The organism is Streptomyces sp. NBC_00386, assembly GCF_036063235.1.
Taxonomy (GTDB): domain Bacteria; phylum Actinomycetota; class Actinomycetes; order Streptomycetales; family Streptomycetaceae; genus Streptomyces.
The window spans coordinates 343,826-367,242 of record NZ_CP107950.1 but is presented as its reverse complement, the minus strand read 5'-3'; the positions used below and the strand labels follow the sequence as shown (position 1 = coordinate 367,242).

Genomic DNA, 23,417 nt, shown 5'->3' with positions numbered 1-23,417 from the left:
CGCATGCCGGTCTTCGTGCCGCCGGGACTCTCCCGCCGCTGCCGCGGTCCTCGCGCCGGCCGTCCGCGAAGCCGCTTGCCGCACGCCACAGCGCGACGCAGCGGCGGTCGCGTCCCGGGCGGCCCGGCGCGCAGTCCCGTTCACCGAGGCGGCCGTCACCGAGCACGGAGCCGGTCACTTGCCCGACGAAGGGTCCGGGGCCGGACGGCCGGGTGCAGACAGGGCTGCGTACGGCCTTGCCGACGGACTGAAACCTGTTTCCCGTAGCCCATCACTCACCGATGAACGACCGCACTGCCGATTGTTCGAAAGGCACGACATGACCGACACCGAAATGCGCCTCACCGGGTCGCGGACTCCGTCCTTCCCTCAGGACCGGACCTGCCCGTACCAGCCGCCGAAGGCCTACGCGGAATGGCGGGGCGAGAGCCCGCTGAAGCGGGTCACGCTGTTCGACGGCCGACCGGCGTGGCTGATCACCGGGCATGCCGAGGGACGGGCGCTGCTCGTCGATCCCCGGCTGTCCTCCGACTGGGGTCACCCGGCCTTCCCCGTCGTCGTCCGGCGCACCGAGGGCCGCGGCGGGCTCGCGTTCCCGCTGATCGGCGTCGACGACCCCCTGCACGCCCGGCAGCGGCGCATGCTGATCCCCAGCTTCGGCGTCAAGCGCATGAACGCCATCCGTCCCAGGCTTCAGAGCCTCGTCGACCGGCTCCTGGACGACATGCTGGCGAAGGGGCCGGTCGCGGACCTGGTGTCGGCCTTCGCGCTGCCCGTGCCCTCCATGGCGATCTGCGAGCTCCTCGGCGTCCCGTACGGCGACCACGGCTTCTTCGAGGAGTGCTCCCGCAATTTCGTGGGCGCCGCGACGTCGGCGGAGGCCGACGCGGCCTTCGGCGAGCTCTACACGTATCTGCACGGCCTGGTCGGGAAGAAGCAGGCCGAGCCCGAGGACGGCCTGCTGGACGAGCTGATCGCACGCCAGCTGGAGGAGGGCGACCTCGACCACGACGAGGTGGTCATGATCGCGCTGGTCCTGCTGGTGGCCGGCCACGAGACCACCGTCAACGCGATCGCCCTCGGTGCCCTCACGCTCCTCCAGCACCCCGAGCAGACCGACGTGCTGCTGCGCGACCCCGGTGCGCTCCCGGGAGTGGTCGAGGAGCTGCTGCGGTTCACCTCCGTCTCCGACTACTTGGTCCGGCTGGCCAAGGAAGACATCGATGTCGGCGGCGAGACCGTCAGGACCGGGGACGCGGTGCTGGTCTCCATCACGCTGATGAACCGCGACGCCAAGGCGTACGAGAACCCCGACGTCTTCGACGCCCGGCGCACCGCACGTCACCACGTCGGTTTCGGCCACGGCATCCATCAGTGCCTGGGGCAGAACCTCGCCCGCGCCGAGCTCGAGATCGCCCTCGGCGCGCTCTTCGCCCGTATCCCGGGCCTGCGGCTGGCGGTACCCCTGGACCAGGTGCCCATCAAGGCCGGCCACGACGCCCAGGGCCCGATCGAGCTCCCCGTCACCTGGTGAGGGCCCGGGCGGAAGGAACGGAAGGAACGGAAGGAACGGAAGGAAGAGAGGCGGGCCACACCATGCGCATCACCATCGACCGCGACCGGTGCATCGGCTCCGGCCAGTGCGTCATGACCGCACCCGGCGTCTTCACCCAGGACGACGACGCGCTGGTCGCCCTGGTCCCGGGACACGAGGACGGGGCGGGGGACCCGCGCGTGCGCGACGTCCCCATGGCCTGTCCGGTACAGGCGATCGCGATCCACGAGGACTGAGCTGCATCGGTCGTGAGGCCCGGGGTCCGCGACCGTGCGAGTGGTGGCTCTCCGGAAGCCGGGCGGCCAGGGCCACCGCTTGCCGAATCCCGCAGCGGCGCGTCACGGGGACATGGAACCGGACGAGTCGGCCGACGAGGCAGAGCATGGATCCATCACGCTCGTCGGCCGGAGCCGGGCCCGGCCCGTCCCGGGCCCCGTCCCGTGAGCGCGTCGACGGCACCGTGGCCCAGCAGTTCGTGGAGCAGCGGGGTCGCGGGCAGTGCCGGGTGGAGGTACACGCTCTCGCGGCGTTGTTCGACGGCGGCCAGCAGCTTCCGGAAAGTGGTCCTCGCCTCCTCGATCCGCCCGCCGTGATGTTGCGCCTGGCCCAACAGGCCAAGGTGGAGCGGGTGGCGTAAGTACGTCCTGGACTGGCCCAATTCAGCCAGTGAGGTGTGCATGAGGGCGAGGCCGTCGTCGTGATGTCCTGTGTGCGCCAGGCCCCACCCTTTGACGACGCCCAGCATTGCCTTCCAGTAGAGCAGCCCGTGTTCGCCCGCGACGCGGACGCCCTCGTCGCTCGAGGCGAGTGCGGTGCGGGTGTCACCCTCCCAAGCCGCCACGACCCCGTCCACGTACAGCGCGAAGGAGCGGTCGGACGGCCTGCTTTCGTACTTGGTGAGGCTCAACAGCTCACGTCGGCGCGTGCCGGCGGTCTGCCGGTGGCCGAGGAGCCAGTGGGTGAAGGTGTCGTAGGAGCGGCAGGAGACGCGTGGGTCGTGCTGGAAGGTTCGCGCCAGCGCGTGATCCTCGCCGGCGAAACGATCCGCTATGCCGACGCCGCGCTCCAGTTCGGCGAGTGCCTGCGGGAGCATTCCGCGCACATGCAGCACGATGCCTTCGCCGTACGCCGCACCGAGCGCCGCCAGGGGCTCCCAGGTCTGCCGCGAGATGCCCCGCAGCAGGCCGGAGAACTGCCGCGAGGCGTCGTAGCGGCCGGTGACCAGGTACGCCGTGCACAGCGCCCAGAGCACCGACGGGTCCTCGGGGGCATGAGCGGCCGTGCTGAGGGCGCGACCGTGCGTCAGTGCCGTCTCGGCCTCGGGGTGGCCGTAGCCGCGAGTGGTGGCGAGTACCTGGCCGAGTTGTATGTGCAGGTCCTGTTCCAACCTCCCTGTGGCGGGATCGTCCGGCGGCAGGAAGCCGACCAGGTGCACGGCGCGGCGCAGCCAGATCTCCACCTGCTCGTACGCCATGGACTGCTCGGCGTGTTCCGCGGCGAGCAGCAGCCGAGGCAGCACCTCGGCGGCGGGCAGCGCACTCTTGGCGTGCCAGCTGTGATGCGCCACCCGCTCGATCTCCTCGTCCCCCACCTGCCCGCGCCTGCGCGCGCACAGCGCCTCGGCGACCCTGGCGTGCAGACGGTGGCGGTCCTCACGGGGGAGCTCGTCGACGAGCGTCTCCTGGACCAGGGCGTGAGCGAAGTGCAGCCGCCCCGGATGGTGCGGGTCCTCCCCGAGCAGGCCGGCACGGATGGCCGACTCAAGACCCGCGACGACCGGTTCGTCGTGCGTGGCGGTCCGGTGCAACAGGTCGGTGTCCACCTCGGCGCCTATGACGGCGCACAGGTGAAGCACCCGCAGGACCGGCTCGGGCAGCGCGGCGAACCGCTGGTGCAGCGCCTCGCGCACTCCGGTGGGAATGTGAGCCAGGAGCGTGTCGACCGCATCCGGGCGACGGAGCTTGCGCGCGTCGTCCACGAGAGAGAGAAGCTGGATCACCGAGTACGGGTTGCCTTCGCTGCGCCGGTGCAGCACCTCGACGACCTTCGGGTCCACACCAGGTCCCGCGTGTGCCTCGACGAGGGCTCCGACGGCCTGCAGGGAAAGCCCGCCGAGCCGCAGCGTCTCGGTCCTGGGGCCGCGCAGCACCTCGGAGACCATCCGGCGCAGCGTCGCGTCCGACTCGGCCTCGAACGCCCGCGCCGTGAGCACGATGCTGATCGGATGGCCCTGGCAGCGGGTGCTCAGCAGCCTGAGCAGGTCGAGGGAGGCGGTGTCCGCCCATTGCAGATCTTCGAGGAGCAGTACGAGCGGGTGCTGCCCGGCGAGGGTGAGCAGCACCTCGCAGACCGCATCGTGGGCGAGGAAGCGGGCCTGGCACCAGTCGGAGGCCCCTTTCGGGCCTTCGGGCCGGGCCGCCGACCGCTCGGGCATCAGTGGGGCGAGCAGGGCGCCGAACGGTTCCGTCGCCTCGCGAAAGGCATCCGGCCGGGTCGCGGACAGCCGGCGCAGGATCTGCGTCCACAGCCAGTAGGCGGGCACGCCCTCGCCGGGGAAGCAGTGGCTCCAGAGCACCTCCAGCCTGGAGCCCTTCTCGTGCGCGTCCATGCTCTCCAGACGTGCCGCGAGTTCGAGCAGCAGGCGGGTCTTCCCGACTCCTGGGGGACCGAGGACACCGGCCACATGGCCGTGGCCCACGACCGCGCTCGCGGCGGCGGTCGTCAGGCGGTCGAGCTCCTGGCTTCGGCCGGTGAACGGCGAGGGGGCAGGCGCCCACCCCGACTCGAACTCCGGGGATTCCCCGGCTTCCAGGGCGGCGGCCGGCTCGTGTTCCGGTCCGGGTACGGGCCGCAACCGGGACGGCCCGGTCTGTGTGCCGGCGGCATCCGCCCGCGAGCCCGGCGGCACATCGGTTCGCGCCCCCGGGCGAGCGTCGGTCCCCGCGATCCCCTCGCGTTCGACGGCCGTGCCGGACTCGTCCGTCCCGTCGGCGCCGCCGGGTGCCACCGCCGGGTCGTACCCCCGGACCGTGACGGCCGTCCCGTCGTTCCAGGAGCCCCCGAAGCCCTGCAAGCCCTCGGAGTTCCGTACTCCGACGTCACCGGTCTCGTTCGTCACCGGCGGGACGTACGACGCTCCGGTGGACTCGAGCGATGGGGGAGACAGCTTCTTCGAGGGGGCGCTCGCTCCCGGCTCCTGGCGCAGGATCGCGCTTCTGACCCGGCGCAGTTCGGCCGCGGTGTCCACGCCGAACTCCTCGACCAGATGACTGCGCGTCCGCTCGTACACCTCGAGCGCCTCGGCCTGCCGCCCGAGCCGGGACAGTGCCGTCATGAGGTGGCCGACGAGCCGCTCCCGTGTGGGATGACGGCGCGCCTCCCCGTCCAGGTCGGCGGCCACCTCCTCGGCCGCGCCGAGAGTCAGCCGTGCCTCGGCGCGGGACTCGACGGCGGTGAGCCGGATCTGTTCGAGTCGGGTGCACTCGTCGCTGAGCGGCGGATGGCCGTCGAACTCCGCGTACGGCGAGCCGCGCCACAGCCCCAGGGCCTCGGTGAGCCGTGCGTGCGCGGCGCGCGGATCGCGCTGCTCCAGCAGCCGCCGTCCGTCTGTGACCAGACGCTCGAAGCGGCAGGCATCGACTTGTTCGGGATCGAGATCGAGGACGTAGCCCGGTGTCCGATGACGCAGCGCCGAAGTTTGGCCGGTTCCCGTCTTTGTGCGCAGGGACCGCCGCAGATGGGAGATGTGGCTCTGGAGTGTGGCGACGGCGTGTCGGGGCGCCTGGTCACCCCACAGTTCCTCGACGAGCAGCTCGGTGGGCACCACGCGGCCGAGGCGGATGAGCAGCAGGGCGAGCAGGGTTCGCCGACGTGGCGGGCCGAGCGGCAGGTCATGCCCGTCGTGTCGCGCCGACATGGGCCCCAGAACGCTCAGGAGGAGCTCAGCCTGGCCGGTCGTCCTGGGGGACACGTTCGCGGGCGGAGGTAAAGGCATGAACGGTCCTCATCGCGCTTGCGGATATGACTGACGACGGTTTGAGCTGGCTGGTCTCACACCTTCTTCTGCGGATCCTGACATGGCGAACGACGCCCTCCAAGCCGGAGATGCATCGATTGGCAAGAAAGCGTCATGTGTCCGGCAACGATTTCGACAAGGGGGCCGGAAAACGACGACGGGCGGCGGCAAGGTGCCGCCAGCGGCTCGACCAGAACCCTGCAAGGGCCGTGACGCACGATATTCGCATCTGGAGTTACCGCTGGTCTCAGGGCCGATGACGCCCCTGCCGACAGCCTCACGGCCGTTCGCCGGCGTCCGAGTTCATTTCGCCCAAGTTTCCTGACTGGGAGGTCTCTCTTGCTGAGTCCAGCACCTGCAACTCCGGGCCTGTGCATGGCGAGCCTCGATAAGACCTTGACCATCCAACAGGCGAACCAGGAGTTCTTCAGGCAGTTCAACGGATCGTCCGAGGACATATGCGGTCGCAATTTCCGTGACGTCGTGCACCCGAGCGTGCAGCAACCGTTGATGCGTCAATTATTGAATTTACTCGAAGGGAAACACCAGCGATTCGTCACGCCCGTCATCGCCGTGGGGCCCGGCGCGGAGTCCGCCTTCACCGTTCCCCTCACCGCGGTCGCGGTACGCGGCGTCCTTCCCGACACGACCGCGATCCTGGTCATGATGCCCACGGCCGGGGACGCCGAGCAGACACCTGTGATGCCCCGACGCAAGAAGGTCCTCTCCTCGATGGACGCGCGCATCCTCGAAGGCATTGCCGCCGGCGTCTCGACCATCCCCTTGGCGGCAAGCCTCTACCTCAGCCGGCAGGGCGTCGAGTACCACGTGACCTGCCTGCTGCGGAAGCTGAAGGTGCCCAACCGCGCTGCTCTGGTCTCCCGTGCCTACTCACTGGGCGTACTCAAGGTCGGCACCTGGCCGCCCCAGGTCGTGGACGACTTCGTGAAGTGAGCGGGCACGGCCACTCGCACGGGTGGCCGCGGCAGCGTTCACCCGTGCCGGACGCAGGGTCGCCGGACTCGCCGCTCGCCCGGTATCCGGCAAGTACATATGGCGGAGCGGCTCGCGTGTGCGCACGCGCGGTGGACGAGTACCTCACCGGCACCTACCACAGGCTCCGGGGCGCCGGGACGGCCCGAACCGGCCGCGTCCTGCCCTCTGCCGCCCGGCCCGGCGGACGCCTGAAGACATGCGTGAGCGCGGCCCGCGCCCGGGAGCGGGCCGTACCGTGACGCCCTCTTCCGCGCCCCGGCAACCGAACAGCCGTGCCTGGCCTTCACCGGGTCGGCCCGCGTCCGATCCGGACGTCGCCGACGGCCTTTGCGCGATCTCCACACGGTCCGTTCCACCCCGGACCGCCACTCCGGTCGGCGTTCCGATTCACCTTTCCCCCAAGTTCAGGAGCCACAGCGTGATTGCCCACCAGCCTCTGTCCCGCCGCCGCATGCTCGGCCTGGCGGTCCTGGGTGCCGCCGCACTCGGGGGGCAGACCACGATCACCGCCGCCCCCCGGGCGGCCGCTGCCACCGCAACCAGTGGTTCCGGCGGCACGTTCGTCCCTGCCGTCGTGGTCGGCACCGGTTACGGCGCGGCCGTCTCCGCCCTGCGCCTCGGCGAGGCAGGGGTCCCCACCCTGATGCTGGAGATGGGCCGGCTGTGGAACCAGCCCGGTCCGGACGGCAACGTGTTCTCCGGAATGCTCAAGCCCGACAAGCGCTCCAGCTGGTTCAAGAGCCGCACCGAGGCGCCGCTCGGCTCCTTCCTGTGGCTCGACCTCGCCAACCGGGACATCGAGCCCTACGCGGGCGTACTGGACCGGGTCAACTTCGACCAGATGTCCGTGTACGTGGGACGCGGTGTCGGCGGCGGTTCGCTCGTCAACGGCGGCATGGCGGTCACGCCCCGGCGCTCGTACTTCGAGGAGGTGCTGCCCCAGGTCGACGCCGAGGAGATGTATACCAAGTACTTCCCCCGCGCGAACTCCACCCTCCGGGTCAACAGCATCGACAAGAGCTGGTTCGAGCAGACCGACTGGTACTCGTTCGCGCGTGTCTCGCGCGGACAGGCCTCGAACGCGGGCCTGAGCACCACCTTCGTGCCCAACGTCTACGACTGGGACTACATGCGCCGCGAGGCGGACGGTGCGGTGCCCAAGTCCGCGCTGGCCGCCGAGGTGATCTACGGCAACAACCACGGCAAGGTCTCGCTCGACAAGAGCTACCTGGCGGCAGCCCTGGGCACCGGCAACGTCACCATCGAGACCTTGCACCAGGTCAGGACGATCCGTCAGCAGAACGACGGCACGTACCTGTTGACCGTCGAGCAGAGGGACGCCGACGGCAAGCTGCTCGCGACCAAGGAGGTCTCCTGCCGCCACCTCTTCCTCGGCGCAGGCAGCCTCGGCTCGACCGAGTTGCTGCTGCGTGCCCGGGAGACCGGAACTCTCCCGAACCTCAGCCCTGAGATCGGCGGAGGCTGGGGCCCCAACGGCAACATCATGACCGCCCGCGCCAACCACTTGTGGAACCCCACGGGCACCGAGCAGTCGTCGATCCCCGCCCTCGGCATCGACGACTGGGACAACCCGGACACCCCCGTCTTCGCCGAGATCGCCCCCCTGCCGGCGGGAGTCGAGACCTGGGCCAGCCTCTACCTGGCCATCACCAAGAACCCGGAGCGCGGCACCTTCGTCTACGACGCCGCCAAGGACCGGGCGGACCTGCGCTGGACCCGGGACCAGAACGCACCCGCGGTCGCGGCCGCGAAATCGCTGTTCGACCGCATCAACAAGGCCAACGCCACCGTCTACCGGTACGACCTCTTCGGCAAGCAGATCAAAGCCTTCGCCGACGACTTCTGCTACCACCCGCTCGGCGGCTGCGTCCTCGGCAAGGCCACCGACAACTACGGCCGCGTCGCCGGATACAAGAACCTCTACGTGACCGACGGCTCACTCGTCCCCGGCAGTATCGGCGTCAACCCGTTCGTGACCATCACGGCACTGGCGGAGCGGAACGTCGAGCGCATCATCAAGCAGGACGTCACGGATTCCTGACCAGCGGTAGGCGCGGCCCGACCGCGCCCCACCCCTTCTCCTCCCGGCGAACGCCCCGCCACGGCAGGCGGTCGAACCGAAACCGAAAAGGATCGACTCCGTGAACTCCCCGCTCACCGAGAACAACAGCCTCTGGATCCGCAGGTTCCACCCGCGCCCCGACAGCCGCGTCCGGCTGGTCTGCCTGCCCCACGCGGGCGGCTCCGCCAGCTTCTACTTCCCCGTGTCCCGGTCCATGCCCGACAGCGTCGACGTGCTGTGCGTGCAGTACCCCGGCCGCCAGGACCGCCGCACCGAACCTCTCCTGGACTCCGTACCGGCGCTCGCCGACAAGGTCTACGAGGCCCTCCTGCCCTGGACCGACCGGCCCATCGCCCTGTTCGGCCACAGCATGGGCGCCTCCCTCGCCTACGAGATCGCCCGACGGCTGGAGCAGGAGCGGGGCGTCATGCCCGCCGCCCTCATCGCCTCCGGCCGCCGCGCCCCGTCCACGCACCGTGACGAGACCCTCCACCTACGCGACGACGACGGCCTCGTCGCCGAGATGCGCGGCCTCAGCGGCACCAACCCCCAGCTGCTGGGCGACGAGGAAGTCCTGCGCATGATCCTCCCGGCCATCCGGGCGGACTACCGCGCAGCCGAGACCTACGTCTGGGAACCCGGGCCGCCCCTGCGCTGCCCCGTGACCTGCCTCGTCGGCGACGACGACCCGAAGGTCACCGTGGAGGAGGCCGCCGCCTGGTCCGGGCACACCGACGGCCCCTTCATGCTGAAGGTCTTCCCCGGCGGCCACTTCTTCCTGGCCCAGCACCAGACGGAGATCGTCCGCCTCATGGCCACCCAACTGGAGGCGTCCGACCGGTCATGAGGACCGGCCTGCCCGGCCGAGGCCAGCAGCATCGTCGCCCGCCGGAACCGCACCGAACTGGTGCTGCCACGGCGCACGATCTGTTGCAGCTTCCGGTCCTCTTGGTCGGTCAACCTGCGCACGCGGACCGGCTCAGCCACCACACCCCCCAAACGGTCGGACGAACGTCAACGGACATCCAACCGCTTGGACCACCAACCCGGCGAACCTATGCGGTCAGAGCACTACACATCAACGTGGGCGGCTGCGGCGGGCACCTGCCGTGCTGCCGCAGCCGCCTCGTCGTCAGGGCCGGGGGCGTCTGGAGGCCCGGCCCTGATCGGGGACGTCCCGGCTACCCCGGCGTCGGCCTGCCGCTCAGTGTCAGGCCGACGCCGGCGTACCCGGGACGGGCGTGGGTGCGGTTCGTGCCCGTGTGACGGCGTCGTGGAGGGCCTTCGGGTCGTCCGCGTGCAGCCGGATCACGTTGACGAGGCGGGGCGCGCCGAGGAACTTCGGAGCGTTGACCGGTTCGGTCAGTGAGAGGGTGATGGAGGTCTGTGAGCCGATGGGCAGGTTCAGCTCGTCGTCTTTCTTCTCGTGGGTGAACCGTGTCTCGCGCCGGATGGAGGAGATCTGGTCGAGTGGCACGTGGATGTCGACGTGGGCTGCCTGCCGGACGCGCAGGGCACCGTCGGCCAGGACGTGTGGCCGGGTCACGGAGGCCGCGTGCACACCGAGGACGAACAGGACGGTGTAGACGTCCACGAACAAGAAGAAGGCGTGGACGACGGGCCAGTCCGTAAGCAGGTACGACAGGGCGACGGTCTCGACGACGCACGCGAACGTGAAGCCATACATCGTGATGGCCGGGTCACGGCCGTGTGAGAAGGCCGCGTCGGCGCCGTTGACGCCGTGCCGGCGGCGGGTGGCCCACCGGACCAGGCTCGCCATGATCCGCAACTCGTGTGCGACGAACCGCAGCACGAACTCGGGCACGAGCTGCGTGAGCGTCTCCCGCCGGGACAGCCCGTGCCGCCGCAGCCGCAGCCAGACGTGCGCCTCGGTGCCGAGCAGCACCAGCAGGAGCAGCTTGCCGCCGAGCAGGACGGTGTCGGGTACCGGCACTCCGCCGATCAGGCAAACGGCCAGCACGAGCTGCCCGGGGAACGCGATGCTGCGCAGCTTCCGCAGGACCGGCCCCCGGACGGAGGCGGCGGGCTGGGGCAGGGCCGCCCGGATCTCCGGAGCCGTCATGATGGTCCTTCCTGTCGTTGCGTCACGAGTTCCATCGCACGGCGGACAGCCGCCGACTGGGCGGGGGCCAGGTCCGCGAAGATGGCGTCCGCCGGACCGTCGGTGCCCTTGTCCGGGAAATGCACCGCCAGGTGGTCGGGCAGAAGGGCCGCCAGCGCTGTTGCGGCACGGGCCACCCGCGGGTCGTCCGGCTCCTCGTCGGCGAGGGAGTCCAGCAGGCCGTACACCTCTGCCGCGTGCTCTCTCATCCCGTGCAGCGCGGACATCAGCGAGCCCCGCTTCTCCTCAGGAACCACGGCGTCGAGGAAGGCCAGATGCTCTCGGTCCCGCACCGCCATCAGGGAGTCCGGCACCTCACCGAGACCTGCCAGCAGCCTGGTGAGCTCCGGCGACACCGGACCCTCGGCGGCGAGCCGCCCGGCCCGCGCCTCGGCCAGCAGCGCGGCGAGCCGTGCCCGCCGCTCCCGGAGGACCTCCTCCTGCCGTCCGAGGTCCTGGTCCAATTCGTCCAGCACCTCCGCCAGCTCCCGGCCCTCGTCGTCCGCGAGGACGTCCCGCACCTCGTCGAGCCCGAGCCCGAGCTCGGTCAACCGCCGGATCCGGGCGAGCAGGACAGCCTCCCGCATGCCGTACTCGCGGTAGCCGTTACTGCGCCGTACGGGCTCGGGCAACAGCCCGAGATGGTGGTAATGCCGCACGGCCCGCGGGGTGACCCCGACGATGGCGGCGATCTCGCCGATTCGCATGAGCCCAGTAGAAACCCTGACGTCGCGGCAAGGTCAAGGGCGGCCTCAGCGGCGGGCAGCATGCCGGCGCGACCGTGGTGGAGTCCGGCAGGGGGAGTCCGGCGGCCTCCTTGACCTTGCCGCGACGTCAGGGTTTCTACTGAGAGGCATCCGGCCCGAAACACTCACTGAGCTCGCGGGACGATCTCCCAGAGAGGGCACCGAGATGAGCACGACCACCGAGAAGAACATGGCCGGCTTTTTTTCACGTTCAGCGGTTCTGGCTCGCTTTCCGTGAACCGGTCACGGTGGGTCATGCGACGTAGCTCAAAGGCTGTGGTTCTGGTGCGCTTCTGTGGCGAGAAAGTCTCGTGCCGCGGAGGTGACCCGGTCGCGAATGTGCTGCTGGTCCGGAGGTTGATCGTTCGGCAGATCGAGCGCTCTCGCCAGATCAACGATGGGGTGCAACGCGTCGGGGTAGTCGAGTTCGGCTGCAGCTTCCTCATAGATCAGCTTCGCTCCGCGCACGGGATCGAGTTGGCACGCCACGATCTGGCCGGCCCACCACTGGGCCGCGGTCCATCGCGCCTTGGCAAGATCTTTCGAGGTCAGCGGCAGCAGACCCAACTCTTCCAGCACAAGGTCGAACAGCTCACGGGCCTGGGGATACTCACCACGCGCGAGGCCAGCCAGCAGGGGAAGCGAGGGAGCCTCGATGTCGGCCATCAGGGCGTCCAGGCCCAACTGGACCAAGTAAGCGTCCGAGGGGTGCTGCCAGGGTTCCATGGCCAAGTCTGCAGCGGCCATGCGGATCAGGCTGATCGCTACTACTGCGTCCACGCTGTCGCCTTCTCATCATCTTTCCGTAGAGGGAAGTCCTATCACCGAGAGCCGGGTGGTTGATCAGGTGGCCAGCAATACGCGCTTGCGTAGCAGGCTGAAACCGGCTCGGCCGAACATCTGGCGCTTGAGCATCTTGATCCTGTTGACGTGTCCCTCGACGACGCCGGAGTTCCAAGGCAGGGTCAGGCCGGCGATGACGGCGTCGCGGTCTCGATCGATGCCGGCCGCGAGAGTGTGGTGGAGACCGGGAAGGTCGTCCTGGCGGACGGCGTCGAGCCACTGCGGGAGTCGCTCCCCCCTGCCGCTCGGTGAGAATTTGGGCGAAGGACCGGACGTGACCGGTCAGGGCTTCGAGCTCAGGGCAGTTGGCAAGAACGGCCTTGAGCCGGAGCTGTTCGATCTCGGTCAGCGTCTCGGGTCGGCTGAGGATCCATCTCGTCACCACGCAGGGTGCCGGCGGTTGCGCGGTGACCGGCCGTGGCGATAGCCCACGGTGCCGACAGCCAGCGGGCGGCGAACACGGGGCTCCAACGCGGCCCTGCGCCGCCGGTACGGCCACCCGGTCGTGTCCGTCGCGGACAGCCTCAATAGATCGAACGCGATGAAGTGGGCCAGCCACTCCTGAGCAGCCCGGGCCGCCCCGGCACCATGCCAGGCAAGCCGGTTCTGCAACCGCTCGAACGCGAGGCGGCCCGTGGCATCCCATACGACTAGCTCGCCGTCCAGCGCGGTCGCGTCCGACAGTTGCAGGGCCCCGGCCGCGACCTTCGGAAATGAGGCCGCCATTTCGGTGCCGCGCCTGGAGCGCAGCACCACCCGACCTGCATCGACGGAGACCAGGGCTCGGAATCCGTCTCACTTCGGCTCCGCAGCGCAGCCCTGCCGTAGATCGGGCTCGGGCACGGGGGCGCTCAGCATCGGTTCTGGCAGCATCCACGTCGCAGTGGATGCCTTCCACCAGACGTCCCGGTGCTGTCCTCTTGCCTTTGCGCGGGGACCGAGGCGAGGGCGTGTTCGTCGCCCAACGCCGCGAGGTGGCGTTCGGCGTCCAGGGCGGCCTGGCAGCCGCTGGCGGCGGCGGTGATGGCCTGGCGGTAGGTGCGGTCGACGACGTCACGGCATCTACGCCGGCGGCCTCGACGCGCTCCTGCGCACGGTCACCGCCGCCTGACTGCCCCCCCACGCCGGGCACCGAAAGGGTTGTGGGGAAAGTCAGTGACATCCCTCACGTGCCCGGTCCCCATCAACGTGCCGCGATAGTACGTGGCATGTGGCTGATATAGGCGGATCTGGCATATGGAAGCAGGCATACGCGGCATCTCGGCCGGGGTCACCGGCCCGGGTCACCGGCCTCGAGCCGCCGGACCGCCTCTGCCGCCCTTCTGACGGAGTGTGAGGCGCCGTCGGCGTCCGGCGCGGCGGCCCGGCACAATCCCGGGCCGGATTCAAGGGTGCCCTCGCCTACTAGGCGAGGTAGTTGAAGCCCCCGTTGTCGTGCCCTCCCGCGGCTTTTAACAATGACGGCCCCGCAAGGCGTCCCCGCAGGTCAAGCGCAGTGTCTGTGCGAAACCGAGCCCGCCGGAGGCGCAAGGAGAGTCGACCGAACGAGGTCCGCATGAGGAACCACCGGAAGCACGGCAGGAAGACGCGCCGCCGGCCCATAGTCGTCGCCGTCCTGGCGATGGGCGCGGTGGCGGTGCCGTCGGCCGCCATGGCGTGCATGGGCGACGAAGGAGCCGAGGCCACCACCGCCACGTCCAGCGGTCCCTGGACGGACGGGAGGAAAGCGTCCTGGGACGGACACCGGACGGACGGGAGGAAGGGGCCCTGGGACGGACACCGGACGGACGGGAGGAAGGAGTCCTGGGACGGGCACCGGGGGCGGGACGTCCGGACCGCGAAGCCCACGGCGACGGCTTCGCCCTCGGCCTCGCCGACGACCTCTCCCAGGACTGAGGCGCCCGCCCCGGAGAAGTCCAAGGCGCCCGTCTCGAAGGCGACCACCTCGCCCGCCCCGACGAGGACCGCCGCCGCGCCGAAGCCGACCGCCGTGCCCCCCTCGACGACCGCCTCACCGAAGCCGCCCACCATCACGGCTCCCGCCGCAGGCACGGCGACCCCCGCCGTCGCCCGCGTGGTCGCCCTGGTCAACAGCGAGCGTGCCAAGGTCGGTTGCTCCCCGGTCGCCCTGAACGCGAAGCTCTCGCAGGCCGCCCAGGCCCACAGCGCGGACATGGCGAGCCACAACACCATGTCGCACACCGGTTCCGACGGGTCCGACCCGGGACAGCGGATCACGCGCGCGGGCTACCTCTGGAGCACCTACGGCGAGAACGTCGCGTACGGGTACTCCACGCCCGAGCAGGTCATGGCGGGCTGGATGGCCAGCGCCGGCCACAAGCGCAACATCCTGGACTGCGGCTTCAAGGAGATCGGTGTGGGGGTGGCGCAGCCCGGCAACTACTGGACGCAGGACTTCGGCACGGCCCGCTGACGCTCACGGGGCCCACGCCCGTCATGGCCCGCCGACCATCACGCCTGCCGCGGCCGCTCCGCTCGCTCCGGAGCGGCCGCAGCCGGCGTGGGTGCCGTTCTGTCCAGGGCGCAGGTACCGCGCGAGTCCGGGTCGCCGAAGAAGAATTAACGTGAGGGCCCTGATGGTGGGCACCGAAGAAACCCGGCTAGTCGTGGTCCGCGGCAACAGCGCCTCACGGAAGTCGTCCGTCGCGGCCGGCCTGCGTGAGCGGTTCGGCCGCGGCCTGGCCCTGGTCGGCCAGGACAACCTCCGCCGCATCGTGCTCCGGGAGTGCGACCGGCCCGGTGCCGCGAACATCGGCCTGATCGACCTGACCGCCCGCTACGCCCTGGACGCCGGATTCCACGTTGCGGTCGAAGGCATCCCCTACGACATGCTCGCGCAGCTGCGCGCCGACCACCGCGGCTACTACCTGGACGTGCCGTTCGGCGAAACCCTCACCCGGCACGCCACCAAGCCGATCGCCGACGACGTCAACGAGACGCAGCTGCGCGATTGGTACCGCCTCGACCGGACCGAGGGCCAGGAGCACGCCCTGTACGTAGCCGTGGAGAAAGACACCCTGCGCCAACAGCTCACCGGCCGGCTCGCCGAGGCGGGCGTCCTGGTGCTCGTGGTCCGCGGCTTCAGCTCCCAGTCGTACGCCGACGTCGTCCGCGGCCGCGTCACCCGGGGGCAGCGCGAAGCCGTTCTTGTCGTGGTCGGTGACTTCGACTGCTCCGGCGAGGACGCCGAACGGGACTGGGTGGCCCCTACGGGATGCTGGAGCCGGACCGGGCGGGTGTTGCTGACCTGCCACCAGGCTGCGGTGCTGCGCGGCGAGCTGGAACGTCCGGGCGGCGCTTTCTAGGGGTCGTCGCAACAACGGTCGTGTTGATCAGGCCGTGAGGAGTTTATGCAGCCGCTCGGCTGGGGTTTCCCAGCCGAGCGTTTTGCGTGGGCGGCCGTTGAGTTCGGCGGCGACCGCGTCCAGGTGCTCACGGGTGTGGACGGACAGGTCGGTGCTCTTGGGGAAGTACTGCCGCAGCAGCCCGTTGGTGTTTTCGTTGGAGCCGCGCTGCCATGGGCTGGCCGGGTCGCAGAAGTAGACCGGGACTGCGCTGGCAATGGTGAACTCGCGGTGACGGCCCATCTCGCTGCCCTGGTCCCAGGTCAGTGACCGCTTCAGATGGGCGGGCAGTGTCTGGACCGTCTCGACCAGGGCATCGCGGACCGGTTCGGTGCCCCGGCCGTTCGGCAGGTGCAGCAGCATCACGTAGCGGGTGGAGCGCTCGACGAGCGTGCCGATGGCAGAGGTGCCGTCCTTGCCGATGATCAGGTCGCCTTCCCAGTGACCGGGCACGGCCCGGTCCTCCGCTTCAGCGGGTCGTTCGCTGATCATCACCATGGGGTCGCGGAAGCGGGGCTGGCGCTGCTGGGCCTGGCGGCGGGGCTTGCGCCGGACGCGACCGGTCCGTAGTGCCTTGGCGAGCTCACGGCGCAGCTCGCCTCTGCCCTGGACGTAGAGGGCCTGGTAGACGGTCTCGTGGACCACGTGCAGCTCCGACCGTTGGGGGAAGCGGGTGCGCAGGGCCTGGCATATCTGCTCCGGACTCCATCGCAGGTCCAGATACTCCTGGATGAAGGCGCGCAGTTCCGGGTTCTGGGCGATCTTCCCCGGCTTGGGGCGGGGGCGCCGGCTGTCGGCCCGGGCCTGGGCCGAGTGCGGGCGGTAGTGCCGGGCTCCGCGCGGGTCGACCGTGCCGTTGCGGCGGATCTCCCGGCTGGTCGTGGAGGGGCTGCGGCCCAGCTCGGCGGCGATCTGCCGGATCGTGGTCTTCTCCCGCAGCCGGTCGGCGATATGGATCCGGTCGGCTTCACGGAGGTGGCGGGAAGGACCCGAAGGCGCCACCGCAGGGATCGGTGGCGCCCCGACCGTCCTGCCGGACGGGGCGCGGCCGTTACGCCACCGCTTTCCCGTCCGGTAGTTGATCCCGACGATCCGGCACGCTTCCACACTGCTCATGCCCTGTTGCACGAGCTGAAGGTAGATGCGCCGTTCCTCGGTCAACCTACGGCGTCCCTGGTTGACCGACCGGTCCCGAATCTCGAAGTCCATCGCACTCCCCAACTGGGGTGTTGCGACGACTCCTAGAACTCAAGTTACCTGGTCAGGGGCCGTTCACCTGCGGTGGGTGTGGGATTTGAACCCACGGTGACATCGCTGCCACGACGGTTTTCAAGATTGTTCAGGAGGGTCCCCTCATGGTCCGTTCTGAAAGGACAGCCCGAAGCGTCATTCGTTCGGTGGGTCAGACCCCCGAGCGATGCCGCAACCAATCCTCACAGTCGTTCGTACAGTGGCGCGCTCCACCTGGACGCCAGGAATCACGCCCGCTCCACGGTGTGTGGGTCGACGGCAGACGGGATGGGAACTGGGGTGAGTGGTGGGAAGGCTGGCAGGGAACAGGCCTGGCCGCGATCACTTGGTCCCGAGCCGTTCCGCTGGACGAACTCCGACTGGACACGATCATCGGATTGAATACTGTTCGGAACCGCCGTCACATTGAGGGGAACATGACATGCTCGTCGCCAAGCTTCTGAGACCCACCCTCGTCGCCACTCTCCTGGCCTCAGTCACTGCTTGCGGAGCGTCATCCGTGCCGGACGTCTCGGCGAGTACCACGACCAGCTCGGGGGCCGCCGAGACGCGTCGTTCGGCAAACCCCGAGCCGGTCGCCGCCACCATGCCCGATGTCATCGGCGGCAACGCCGGGCGCGCGTACGAGCAGATGAGCTCCGAACTCGACATGACCTTCAAAGACGCGAGCGGACAGGGCCGTCCAGTGGACGACCCAGCCGCGTGGAAGATCTGCAACTCCCAGCCGGGCCCGAACCAGCAGATCACCGATTTCCCGGTGATCTTCGAGGTGGTGGAAGTTTCGGAGAGCTGCGAGGGCGTGACGCCGAAGTGATGTGTCCGAGGATTCCGACGTTCGGCCACGACCTTCCCGACCAGTGCTGCGCAACGGCGAGGCAGCCCTTGTCAAGACTCAGGAGAAGCCCCCCGAGTAGGGCCATCACCCCTGTGCCGAAATCGTCAGCCGGAGTTGGACGGCTTTGCTACACGGTCCAGAGTCAGGAGCGACGCTCAGCGGACCGCCTCGGAAGACGACGGCTGTCCTGAGCGCCGGGGCCAGGAGGACGGCGCTACGGCAGGACTGAGTCACATGTGATAGCGCGATGAGCCGAGACGCACTTGGTGCCCGACAATGCTCATCTCCACACCATCCTGGTTGCTGCGGGCCGCTGAGAAGTCGGCACCGGCCGGAAGGCCGACTTGCCACACCATGTTGGCTTGCTCGACACCCGGAATATTCAGGGTGATCTCTTCGCCTTGCGCAAGGAGCGTCCCCGTGGCGTCCACCGCCCTTCCCTCGATAGTGCCTGAGACCTTGACACGTGCCGCCTGGCCGCTCGATCCAGGAGCTGGTGAGACCGTCAGCTGACTGCCGTGGCCGGCCAGCCGCGTCACCACACTGGATAATTCCTTGTAGGACAGGTTCAGGGTGCCGGTGACGAGATTCGCTTCAGCACTACGCGCGGTCAGCGAGCCTACGTTCACATCATGCAGATCAAGGTGGAGACGGTCGATGTGTAGGTAGCCGCCCTGCGCGTTGGTCGTGGTGTCGACGTAGAACATGCCCGCGTTTAAGGTGACGTGATCGAACTCTCCACTGGCGGCCTGGGTCAGGAACGGGAAGCCCTCGATCGACAAGTCCAGATATCCGTCAGTGGTGTTCTCGTAGCCGTACTTCTCCCTTGCGAGCTGGGCAACCTCCTTGTCCGCGTAATGCACGGCTATCCGGTCGACCGCAGTGAAGAGCACTGCGAGCGCCACCATCGTGATCACCAAGACCTTGACCCATCTTCGACTCACGCCACTTCCTTCACACGCTCATTTGTTCGATCACCTTTGGTGATCATGCGGTATCTGGCAGGTACAGGGAAGGATGCTTGGCAAAGGCATTGCCCCGCCGTGCAAGATCTGTGATCTGGACCGCGAAGAGCTCCGCAAGCGGCGGATCCTGCCTGTCATCTCCCGCAAGGGCGCCCCGAACATCAAGGGCATGGGCAAGCTCCGTTACGTCGTCGAGCAGACCTTCGCCCTGCTCCACCACTTCAAACGCCTCGCCGTCCGCCGGGAACGCCGCATCGAGCTCCACGACGCCTTCGTCTCCCTCGCCTGCAGTCTGATCTGCTGACGACGCCTCAAGAAGGCCTGCTCATCATCGTGTTACGACCTCTAAGACCGTGTCCTACGTGGTGAGGCGGACGTTGGTCTGTGCATGGGGCGGGGTACGTGGAGTTGGATTGTTCCGGACGGCCTGTGGGAGATCGCGAAGCCGCTGATCCCACCTTCGAAGGCGCGGCCGCAGGGCGGCGGAACGCAGGACACGCCTGATGAGACGCTGTTCGCGGCCATCATCTACGTCCTGGTCAGCGGCTGCGCCTGGCGGGCCCTGCCGCCCTGCTTCGGCATATCGAAGTCGACCGCGCATCGAAGATTCCTGATCTGGTCGAGAGCCGGTGTCTGGGGACGTCTGCACGAGGCCGTGCTGCACCGGCTCGACGACGCCGGCCTCATCGACGTCACCCGTGTCGTCCTCGACACCGCCCACGTCCGGGCTAAAAAGGGCGAACATACAGGTCCGAGCCCTGTGGACCGGGGCAAGCCGGGTTCCAAGATGCACGTTCTGTCGGACGCGAACGGACTGCCCCTCCTCGTCGGCATCTCGGCCGGCAACACCCATGACAGCGAAGGGCTCAAACCCATGATCGAGGGTCACCAAACGAGACACGACCCTCACAACGGCCGCCATTTCAAGCCCCAGCGCCTCCACGCCGACAAAGCTTACGACCGAGCCGACCTGCGCAGATGGCTCAGATGGAAGCGCATCGGCGTGCGCATCGCCCGCAAAGGGATCGAGTCCAGCGAGCGATTAGGGCGACGCCGCTGGGTCATCGAGCGGACGATGTCCTGGCTATCCGGCTACCGACGCTTGAGCCCTCGCTACGAACGCAATCCCCGCAACTACCTGGCCTTTCTCGGCCTCGCCGCCGCACTCTGCTGTTACAAACGACTCGTCCGCCTCACCACGTAGGACACGGTCTAAGTCATTGCCGACGCAAGCTCGCGGAGCCACAGGATCAGCGAGGCAACGCGGCGCCCGGCCTGGTAGCCATCCGCGAGCTTGTCGAACCGAGTCGCTATCGCGCGGAACTGCTTGAGCCATTGAAATGTGGACACCAGCGTCACGACCGGCGGATCCCCGGACCGGTCTTGCGGCGGGGAGTCAAACCCGATGATTCTCCTGACATCAGCGACTGACACCAACAAGGGCGAACGGCCGTGGTCAACGCTGAACGTCAGCGGACAGCCAGTCGAGGCGCCGGGTGGGTGGACCAACACCGGCAGCACCCCGTCATTGACCTGATAAGGATGAGGCCACAGGTTCCAATCTTATGCCCAGCGCTGTGTACCTTCCGCGACCGATGAACGGCGCCCCGCCAGCCGCACCAGGTTCCGTTCACTGCATTCGGCGCTCTCCTGGCCCGGCAGTGGTGACGTATTTGGCGTCGAGAGGCCCCGTACTACCTACGTCAACAACCGCGAGTGCGCGAGGAGCTATCGGGATGTCTGTGGGCGCTCGACGACAACCAGCGCTGACAAACGTCGGCGGCTCCGCCGCTGGATGACTGAAAGATCAGCGCCACCCTACTTCAATAATGAACCTTTCCTGAGGCCCGGCTCCCGCCAGCTTTAGTTGCTGGGAGGTGGAACGCGAGCCCCTCCATCATCATCTATGTCATTGCTGCGGTAGGCCCACTTTGATGTTAGATCAGATTCTTGCTCAGATGATGCTCAAGTCTCGCAGTCTTTCGCCATGGTCATGATGAGCTCATCTCAGAGGCCAGCACTGCACGGAGTTGGCAGAATTTAGGGGGACTCATGCCGAAGAGATCTGGCATTTTCGTCGGATTCAGCGGGCTGCTCATGTTGGCGACCAGCGTGCCAGCCTTCGCAGCCGACGGCCCGACAGCAGGAGTCAGCCGCGTGGCGCCGCCCATGGTCACCGGCGATGCGCCTGTCGAGCCCGGAAGCGTGACTGGTAATCCGAGTGCAGGTGCGGTGCCAGGATCAGATGGTGGCGGGGCACTTGAGGAAGATGCCCCCATCCCGGGTGAGACCGATGTGACTACCGATCCTGTCGAACCAGAATTCCCGGGTAAGCCCGGTGATGAGCTGTTTCCCGACGCGACGCGCTGTGAGACGTCATGGTTCGTCCATATCACCAAGAACACGAAGAACACGATGTCGGTCAAGGACAAGACGTTCGTCAAGAATGACTTGTCCTACCCCGTCGACTTCAAGTTCACATCCAAGAAGTCGGGCACGACGACCATCGGCACGTCGGTAACCGTCAGTGGTGAGATCAAGGTCTTGTGGCTCGGCAAGCTGAAGGTCGACGTCAACGGCAACGCAAGTAAGAGTTGGACATCTGAGCTGGGCGTCGAGACCGGTGGCAAGGTGAAGGCTCACTCCACGGTCAAGGGCGACTACGGCATCATGAAGGAGAACGTGGAGGGCTACGCCGCGATGCAGTACGACAACTGCAGGATCGGCGACAAGCAGTATATGAACGTATGGGCTCCGTACCGCGAGGGCTGGCGCGTTCACAGCTAGCCCGCATGCCGTGATGGGGCGCCTCGTCGTGATCGTCGGCGCCAAGAGCACGTCCCACCTACTCACCAGAGGAGTCATCGCATGCGCCGAAGTGTCGCCGCGTCAATCCTGTTCGCTCTCCTGCTCTCGGCATGCGACGCCAACGACGGCCACGACAGCTCGCAGGGTCCGGCCACTTCGCCGCCGAGCGCAACGACGGCGAGCCCCAAGAAGAACCCTGGAGATGTTCTGGCCCTCCCGGAGAAGCCCGACTTTCTGCTTCCGGTGACCACCGGCACAAGCAGTCGCGCGTTGCCGGTGTTCACGTCGACCAAGAAGGTGTACACCATCCACGCGCTCTGTACGGGTAGAGGCACCATGACAATCCAGTACGGACCACAGGACTCAGACCCGTCCAAGATCACGTGTGGTGACCCGCTCACCATCGGTCGTGTCTATACCGCCGCCGACGAGCAGAAGCACCTGTCCGTGAAGGTGGATGGCACTGATGTGCACTGGTCCCTGGCCATCCTGTCCGGAACTCACGCCATGTGATGACCGGAAGGGGCAGGCGGCCTTGGGATCATCTGCCCGCCCCCTCCCAAGCCCGGCAGCGGGTAAGGGAGTTGGCTGTCAGTGCATAGCCCGTCGGGGCTGACATCACCAGCTGACATCAACGGCGGCGAACGATGGTGCACCGCGGCGACCAGCGCCGGATCGGCGAGCGGCCATCAGGCGCCGTTCCTGCACGCCGCACCGCGCTGCGAGCGAACTCCTAAGACCGTGTCCTACGTGGTGAGGCGGACGAGTCGTTTGTAACAGCAGAGTGCGGCGGCGAGGCCGAGAAAGGCCAGGTAGTTGCGGGGATTGCGTTCGTAGCGAGGGCTCAAGCGTCGGTAGCCGGATAGCCAGGACATCGTCCGCTCGATGACCCAGCGGCGTCGCCCTAATCGCTCGCTGGACTCGATCCCTTTGCGGGCGATGCGCACGCCGATGCGCTTCCATCTGAGCCATCTGCGCAGGTCGGCTCGGTCGTAAGCTTTGTCGGCGTGGAGGCGCTGGGGCTTGAAATGGCGGCCGTTGTGAGGGTCGTGTCTCGTTTGGTGACCCTCGATCATGGGTTTGAGCCCTTCGCTGTCATGGGTGTTGCCGGCCGAGATGCCGACGAGGAGGGGCAGTCCGTTCGCGTCCGACAGAACGTGCATCTTGGAACCCGGCTTGCCCCGGTCCACAGGGCTCGGACCTGTATGTTCGCCCTTTTTTAGCCCGGACGTGGGCGGTGTCGAGGACGACACGGGTGACGTCGATGAGGCCGGCGTCGTCGAGCCGGTGCAGCACGGCCTCGTGCAGACGTCCCCAGACACCGGCTCTCGACCAGATCAGGAATCTTCGATGCGCGGTCGACTTCGATATGCCGAAGCAGGGCGGCAGGGCCCGCCAGGCGCAGCCGCTGACCAGGACGTAGATGATGGCCGCGAACAGCGTCTCATCAGGCGTGTCCTGCGTTCCGCCGCCCTGCGGCCGCGCCTTCGAAGGTGGGATCAGCGGCTTCGCGATCTCCCACAGGCCGTCCGGAACAATCCAACTCCACGTACCCCGCCCCATGCACAGACCAACGTCCGCCTCACCACGTAGGACACGGTCTAAGTACAGGGCCACCAAGATGATCCCTCAATGCGTGGGGCTGAGTTGCTGTCATGGGCAGTTGCCGCAGTCGGCAGACAGCTTCAGGCTTCATGACCCTCAACGAAGGCGCTCTGTAGGGCTACGGATCAGAAGGTTTCTGACATCTAAGGCTGACATCAACGACGCCGGACAAGGGCGTACAGCAGCGACGTTGTCGCAGCCGTCCCGCCATTCACCGAGAGCAGCGGT

Annotated in this window: 20 protein-coding genes and 5 pseudogenes; 13 read left to right on the top strand and 12 right to left on the bottom strand. The window is 68.0% G+C overall.

What is annotated here, in order from left to right:
- Window positions 1–319: 319 nt before the first annotated feature.
- Both OG780_RS01505 and OG780_RS01500 read left to right on the top strand, forming a co-directional pair.
- Window positions 320–1,534 carry a cytochrome P450 gene (locus OG780_RS01505; protein WP_328443821.1) on the top strand — a complete coding sequence of 405 codons (1,215 nt, stop codon included), beginning with the start codon at window positions 320–322 and terminating at the stop codon, window positions 1,532–1,534.
- 62 nt (window positions 1,535–1,596) lie between these two features.
- Window positions 1,597–1,791, top strand: a complete 195-nt coding sequence (locus tag OG780_RS01500) for a ferredoxin (protein ID WP_328443819.1) — start codon at window positions 1,597–1,599, stop codon at window positions 1,789–1,791.
- Window positions 1,792–1,946: 155 nt separating this feature from the next.
- Here OG780_RS01500 and OG780_RS01495 read toward each other — a convergent pair whose 3' ends face one another.
- Window positions 1,947–5,471: a BTAD domain-containing putative transcriptional regulator gene (locus OG780_RS01495; protein WP_328443817.1), complete on the bottom strand. Its 3,525-nt coding sequence runs from the start codon at window positions 5,469–5,471 to the stop codon at window positions 1,947–1,949.
- Between the two features lie 495 nt (window positions 5,472–5,966).
- Between OG780_RS01495 and OG780_RS01490 the strand changes: the two genes are divergently transcribed.
- The 4 genes from OG780_RS01490 to OG780_RS01475 all read left to right on the top strand — a co-directional run bounded on the left by OG780_RS01490 (window position 5,967) and on the right by OG780_RS01475 (window position 9,496).
- Window positions 5,967–6,524 (top strand): LuxR C-terminal-related transcriptional regulator, encoded by a 558-nt coding sequence (locus OG780_RS01490; protein WP_443062087.1) that lies wholly within the window; start codon window positions 5,967–5,969, stop codon window positions 6,522–6,524.
- 116 nt (window positions 6,525–6,640) lie between these two features.
- On the top strand, window positions 6,641–6,805 hold the full coding sequence (locus tag OG780_RS01485) for a hypothetical protein (RefSeq protein ID WP_328443813.1): 165 nt from the start codon (window positions 6,641–6,643) through the stop codon (window positions 6,803–6,805).
- A gap of 212 nt (window positions 6,806–7,017) precedes the next feature.
- Entirely contained in the window at window positions 7,018–8,628 is a 1,611-nt protein-coding gene (locus OG780_RS01480) for a GMC oxidoreductase (protein WP_328457818.1), read from the top strand.
- Between the two features lie 100 nt (window positions 8,629–8,728).
- Window positions 8,729–9,496, top strand: coding sequence for a thioesterase II family protein (locus tag OG780_RS01475; protein ID WP_328443811.1), 768 nt, complete (start codon window positions 8,729–8,731; stop codon window positions 9,494–9,496).
- Window positions 9,497–9,507: 11 nt separating this feature from the next.
- Here OG780_RS01475 and OG780_RS01470 read toward each other — a convergent pair.
- The 7 genes and pseudogenes from OG780_RS01470 to OG780_RS44490 form a co-directional block, all read right to left on the bottom strand.
- A pseudogene (locus OG780_RS01470) lies at window positions 9,508–9,636 on the bottom strand (IS630 family transposase); the annotation flags it as partial.
- Between the two features lie 223 nt (window positions 9,637–9,859).
- Window positions 9,860–10,732, bottom strand: a complete 873-nt coding sequence (locus tag OG780_RS01465) for a hypothetical protein (RefSeq protein ID WP_328443810.1) — start codon at window positions 10,730–10,732, stop codon at window positions 9,860–9,862.
- Window positions 10,729–11,478, bottom strand: a complete 750-nt coding sequence (locus tag OG780_RS01460; RefSeq protein WP_328443808.1) for a MerR family transcriptional regulator — start codon at window positions 11,476–11,478, stop codon at window positions 10,729–10,731. Before OG780_RS01460 ends, OG780_RS01465 begins: the two co-directional genes overlap by 4 nt.
- A 306-nt stretch (window positions 11,479–11,784) precedes the next feature.
- Entirely contained in the window at window positions 11,785–12,297 is a 513-nt protein-coding gene (locus OG780_RS01455) for a hypothetical protein (protein ID WP_328443806.1), read from the bottom strand.
- Between the two features lie 63 nt (window positions 12,298–12,360).
- Window positions 12,361–12,799, bottom strand: a pseudogene (locus OG780_RS44495) (ISL3 family transposase); the annotation flags it as partial.
- A complete protein-coding gene (locus OG780_RS01445) occupies window positions 12,739–13,113 on the bottom strand; it encodes an ATP-dependent DNA ligase (RefSeq protein ID WP_443062291.1) in 375 nt (124 codons plus the stop codon). The pseudogene OG780_RS44495 and the gene OG780_RS01445, both read right to left, overlap by 61 nt.
- A 98-nt stretch (window positions 13,114–13,211) precedes the next feature.
- Window positions 13,212–13,415 (bottom strand): annotated as a pseudogene (locus OG780_RS44490) (hypothetical protein); the annotation flags it as partial.
- Window positions 13,416–13,915: 500 nt separating this feature from the next.
- On the opposite strand from OG780_RS44490, the gene OG780_RS01435 reads away from it, so the two are divergent.
- Window positions 13,916–14,794 carry a CAP domain-containing protein gene (locus OG780_RS01435; protein WP_328443802.1) on the top strand — a complete coding sequence of 293 codons (879 nt, stop codon included), beginning with the start codon at window positions 13,916–13,918 and terminating at the stop codon, window positions 14,792–14,794.
- A gap of 163 nt (window positions 14,795–14,957) precedes the next feature.
- Window positions 14,958–15,341: pseudogene (locus OG780_RS01430) on the top strand (kinase); the annotation flags it as partial.
- Between the two features lie 372 nt (window positions 15,342–15,713).
- On the opposite strand, the gene OG780_RS01425 reads toward OG780_RS01430, so the two are convergent.
- Window positions 15,714–16,934: an IS30 family transposase gene (locus tag OG780_RS01425; protein ID WP_328443800.1), complete on the bottom strand. Its 1,221-nt coding sequence runs from the start codon at window positions 16,932–16,934 to the stop codon at window positions 15,714–15,716.
- Between the two features lie 541 nt (window positions 16,935–17,475).
- Here OG780_RS01425 and OG780_RS01420 point away from each other — a divergent pair.
- Window positions 17,476–17,790 (top strand): hypothetical protein, encoded by a 315-nt coding sequence (locus tag OG780_RS01420; protein WP_328443798.1) that lies wholly within the window; start codon window positions 17,476–17,478, stop codon window positions 17,788–17,790.
- A gap of 251 nt (window positions 17,791–18,041) precedes the next feature.
- Here the strand turns inward: OG780_RS01420 and OG780_RS01415 are convergent, their stop codons facing one another.
- A complete protein-coding gene (locus OG780_RS01415; RefSeq protein ID WP_328443796.1) occupies window positions 18,042–18,755 on the bottom strand; it encodes an LmeA family phospholipid-binding protein in 714 nt (237 codons plus the stop codon).
- A 73-nt stretch (window positions 18,756–18,828) separates the two neighbouring features.
- On the opposite strand from OG780_RS01415, the gene OG780_RS01410 reads away from it, so the two are divergent.
- Together OG780_RS01410 and OG780_RS01405 are read left to right on the top strand one after the other, a co-directional pair.
- Entirely contained in the window at window positions 18,829–19,080 is a 252-nt protein-coding gene (locus OG780_RS01410; RefSeq protein ID WP_328443794.1) for a hypothetical protein, read from the top strand.
- 84 nt (window positions 19,081–19,164) lie between these two features.
- On the top strand, window positions 19,165–19,980 hold the full coding sequence (locus OG780_RS01405; RefSeq protein WP_328443792.1) for an IS5 family transposase: 816 nt from the start codon (window positions 19,165–19,167) through the stop codon (window positions 19,978–19,980).
- Between the two features lie 8 nt (window positions 19,981–19,988).
- Here OG780_RS01405 and OG780_RS01400 read toward each other — a convergent pair.
- Window positions 19,989–20,117 (bottom strand): annotated as a pseudogene (locus tag OG780_RS01400) (IS5/IS1182 family transposase); the annotation flags it as partial.
- Window positions 20,118–20,828: 711 nt separating this feature from the next.
- Between OG780_RS01400 and OG780_RS01395 the strand changes: the two are divergent.
- Both OG780_RS01395 and OG780_RS01390 read left to right on the top strand, forming a co-directional pair.
- Window positions 20,829–21,563, top strand: a complete 735-nt coding sequence (locus tag OG780_RS01395; RefSeq protein ID WP_328443790.1) for a hypothetical protein — start codon at window positions 20,829–20,831, stop codon at window positions 21,561–21,563.
- Window positions 21,564–21,644: 81 nt separating this feature from the next.
- Complete coding sequence (locus OG780_RS01390; protein ID WP_328443788.1) at window positions 21,645–22,097, top strand: hypothetical protein; 453 nt, start codon at window positions 21,645–21,647, stop codon at window positions 22,095–22,097.
- A 233-nt stretch (window positions 22,098–22,330) separates the two neighbouring features.
- Here the strand turns inward: OG780_RS01390 and OG780_RS01385 are convergent.
- A protein-coding gene (locus OG780_RS01385; protein WP_328443786.1) for an IS5 family transposase occupies window positions 22,331–23,147 on the bottom strand; the annotation gives its coding sequence in 2 pieces (ribosomal slippage) (window positions 22,331–22,799 and window positions 22,798–23,147; 819 coding nt in all).
- Window positions 23,148–23,417 lie beyond the last annotated feature (270 nt).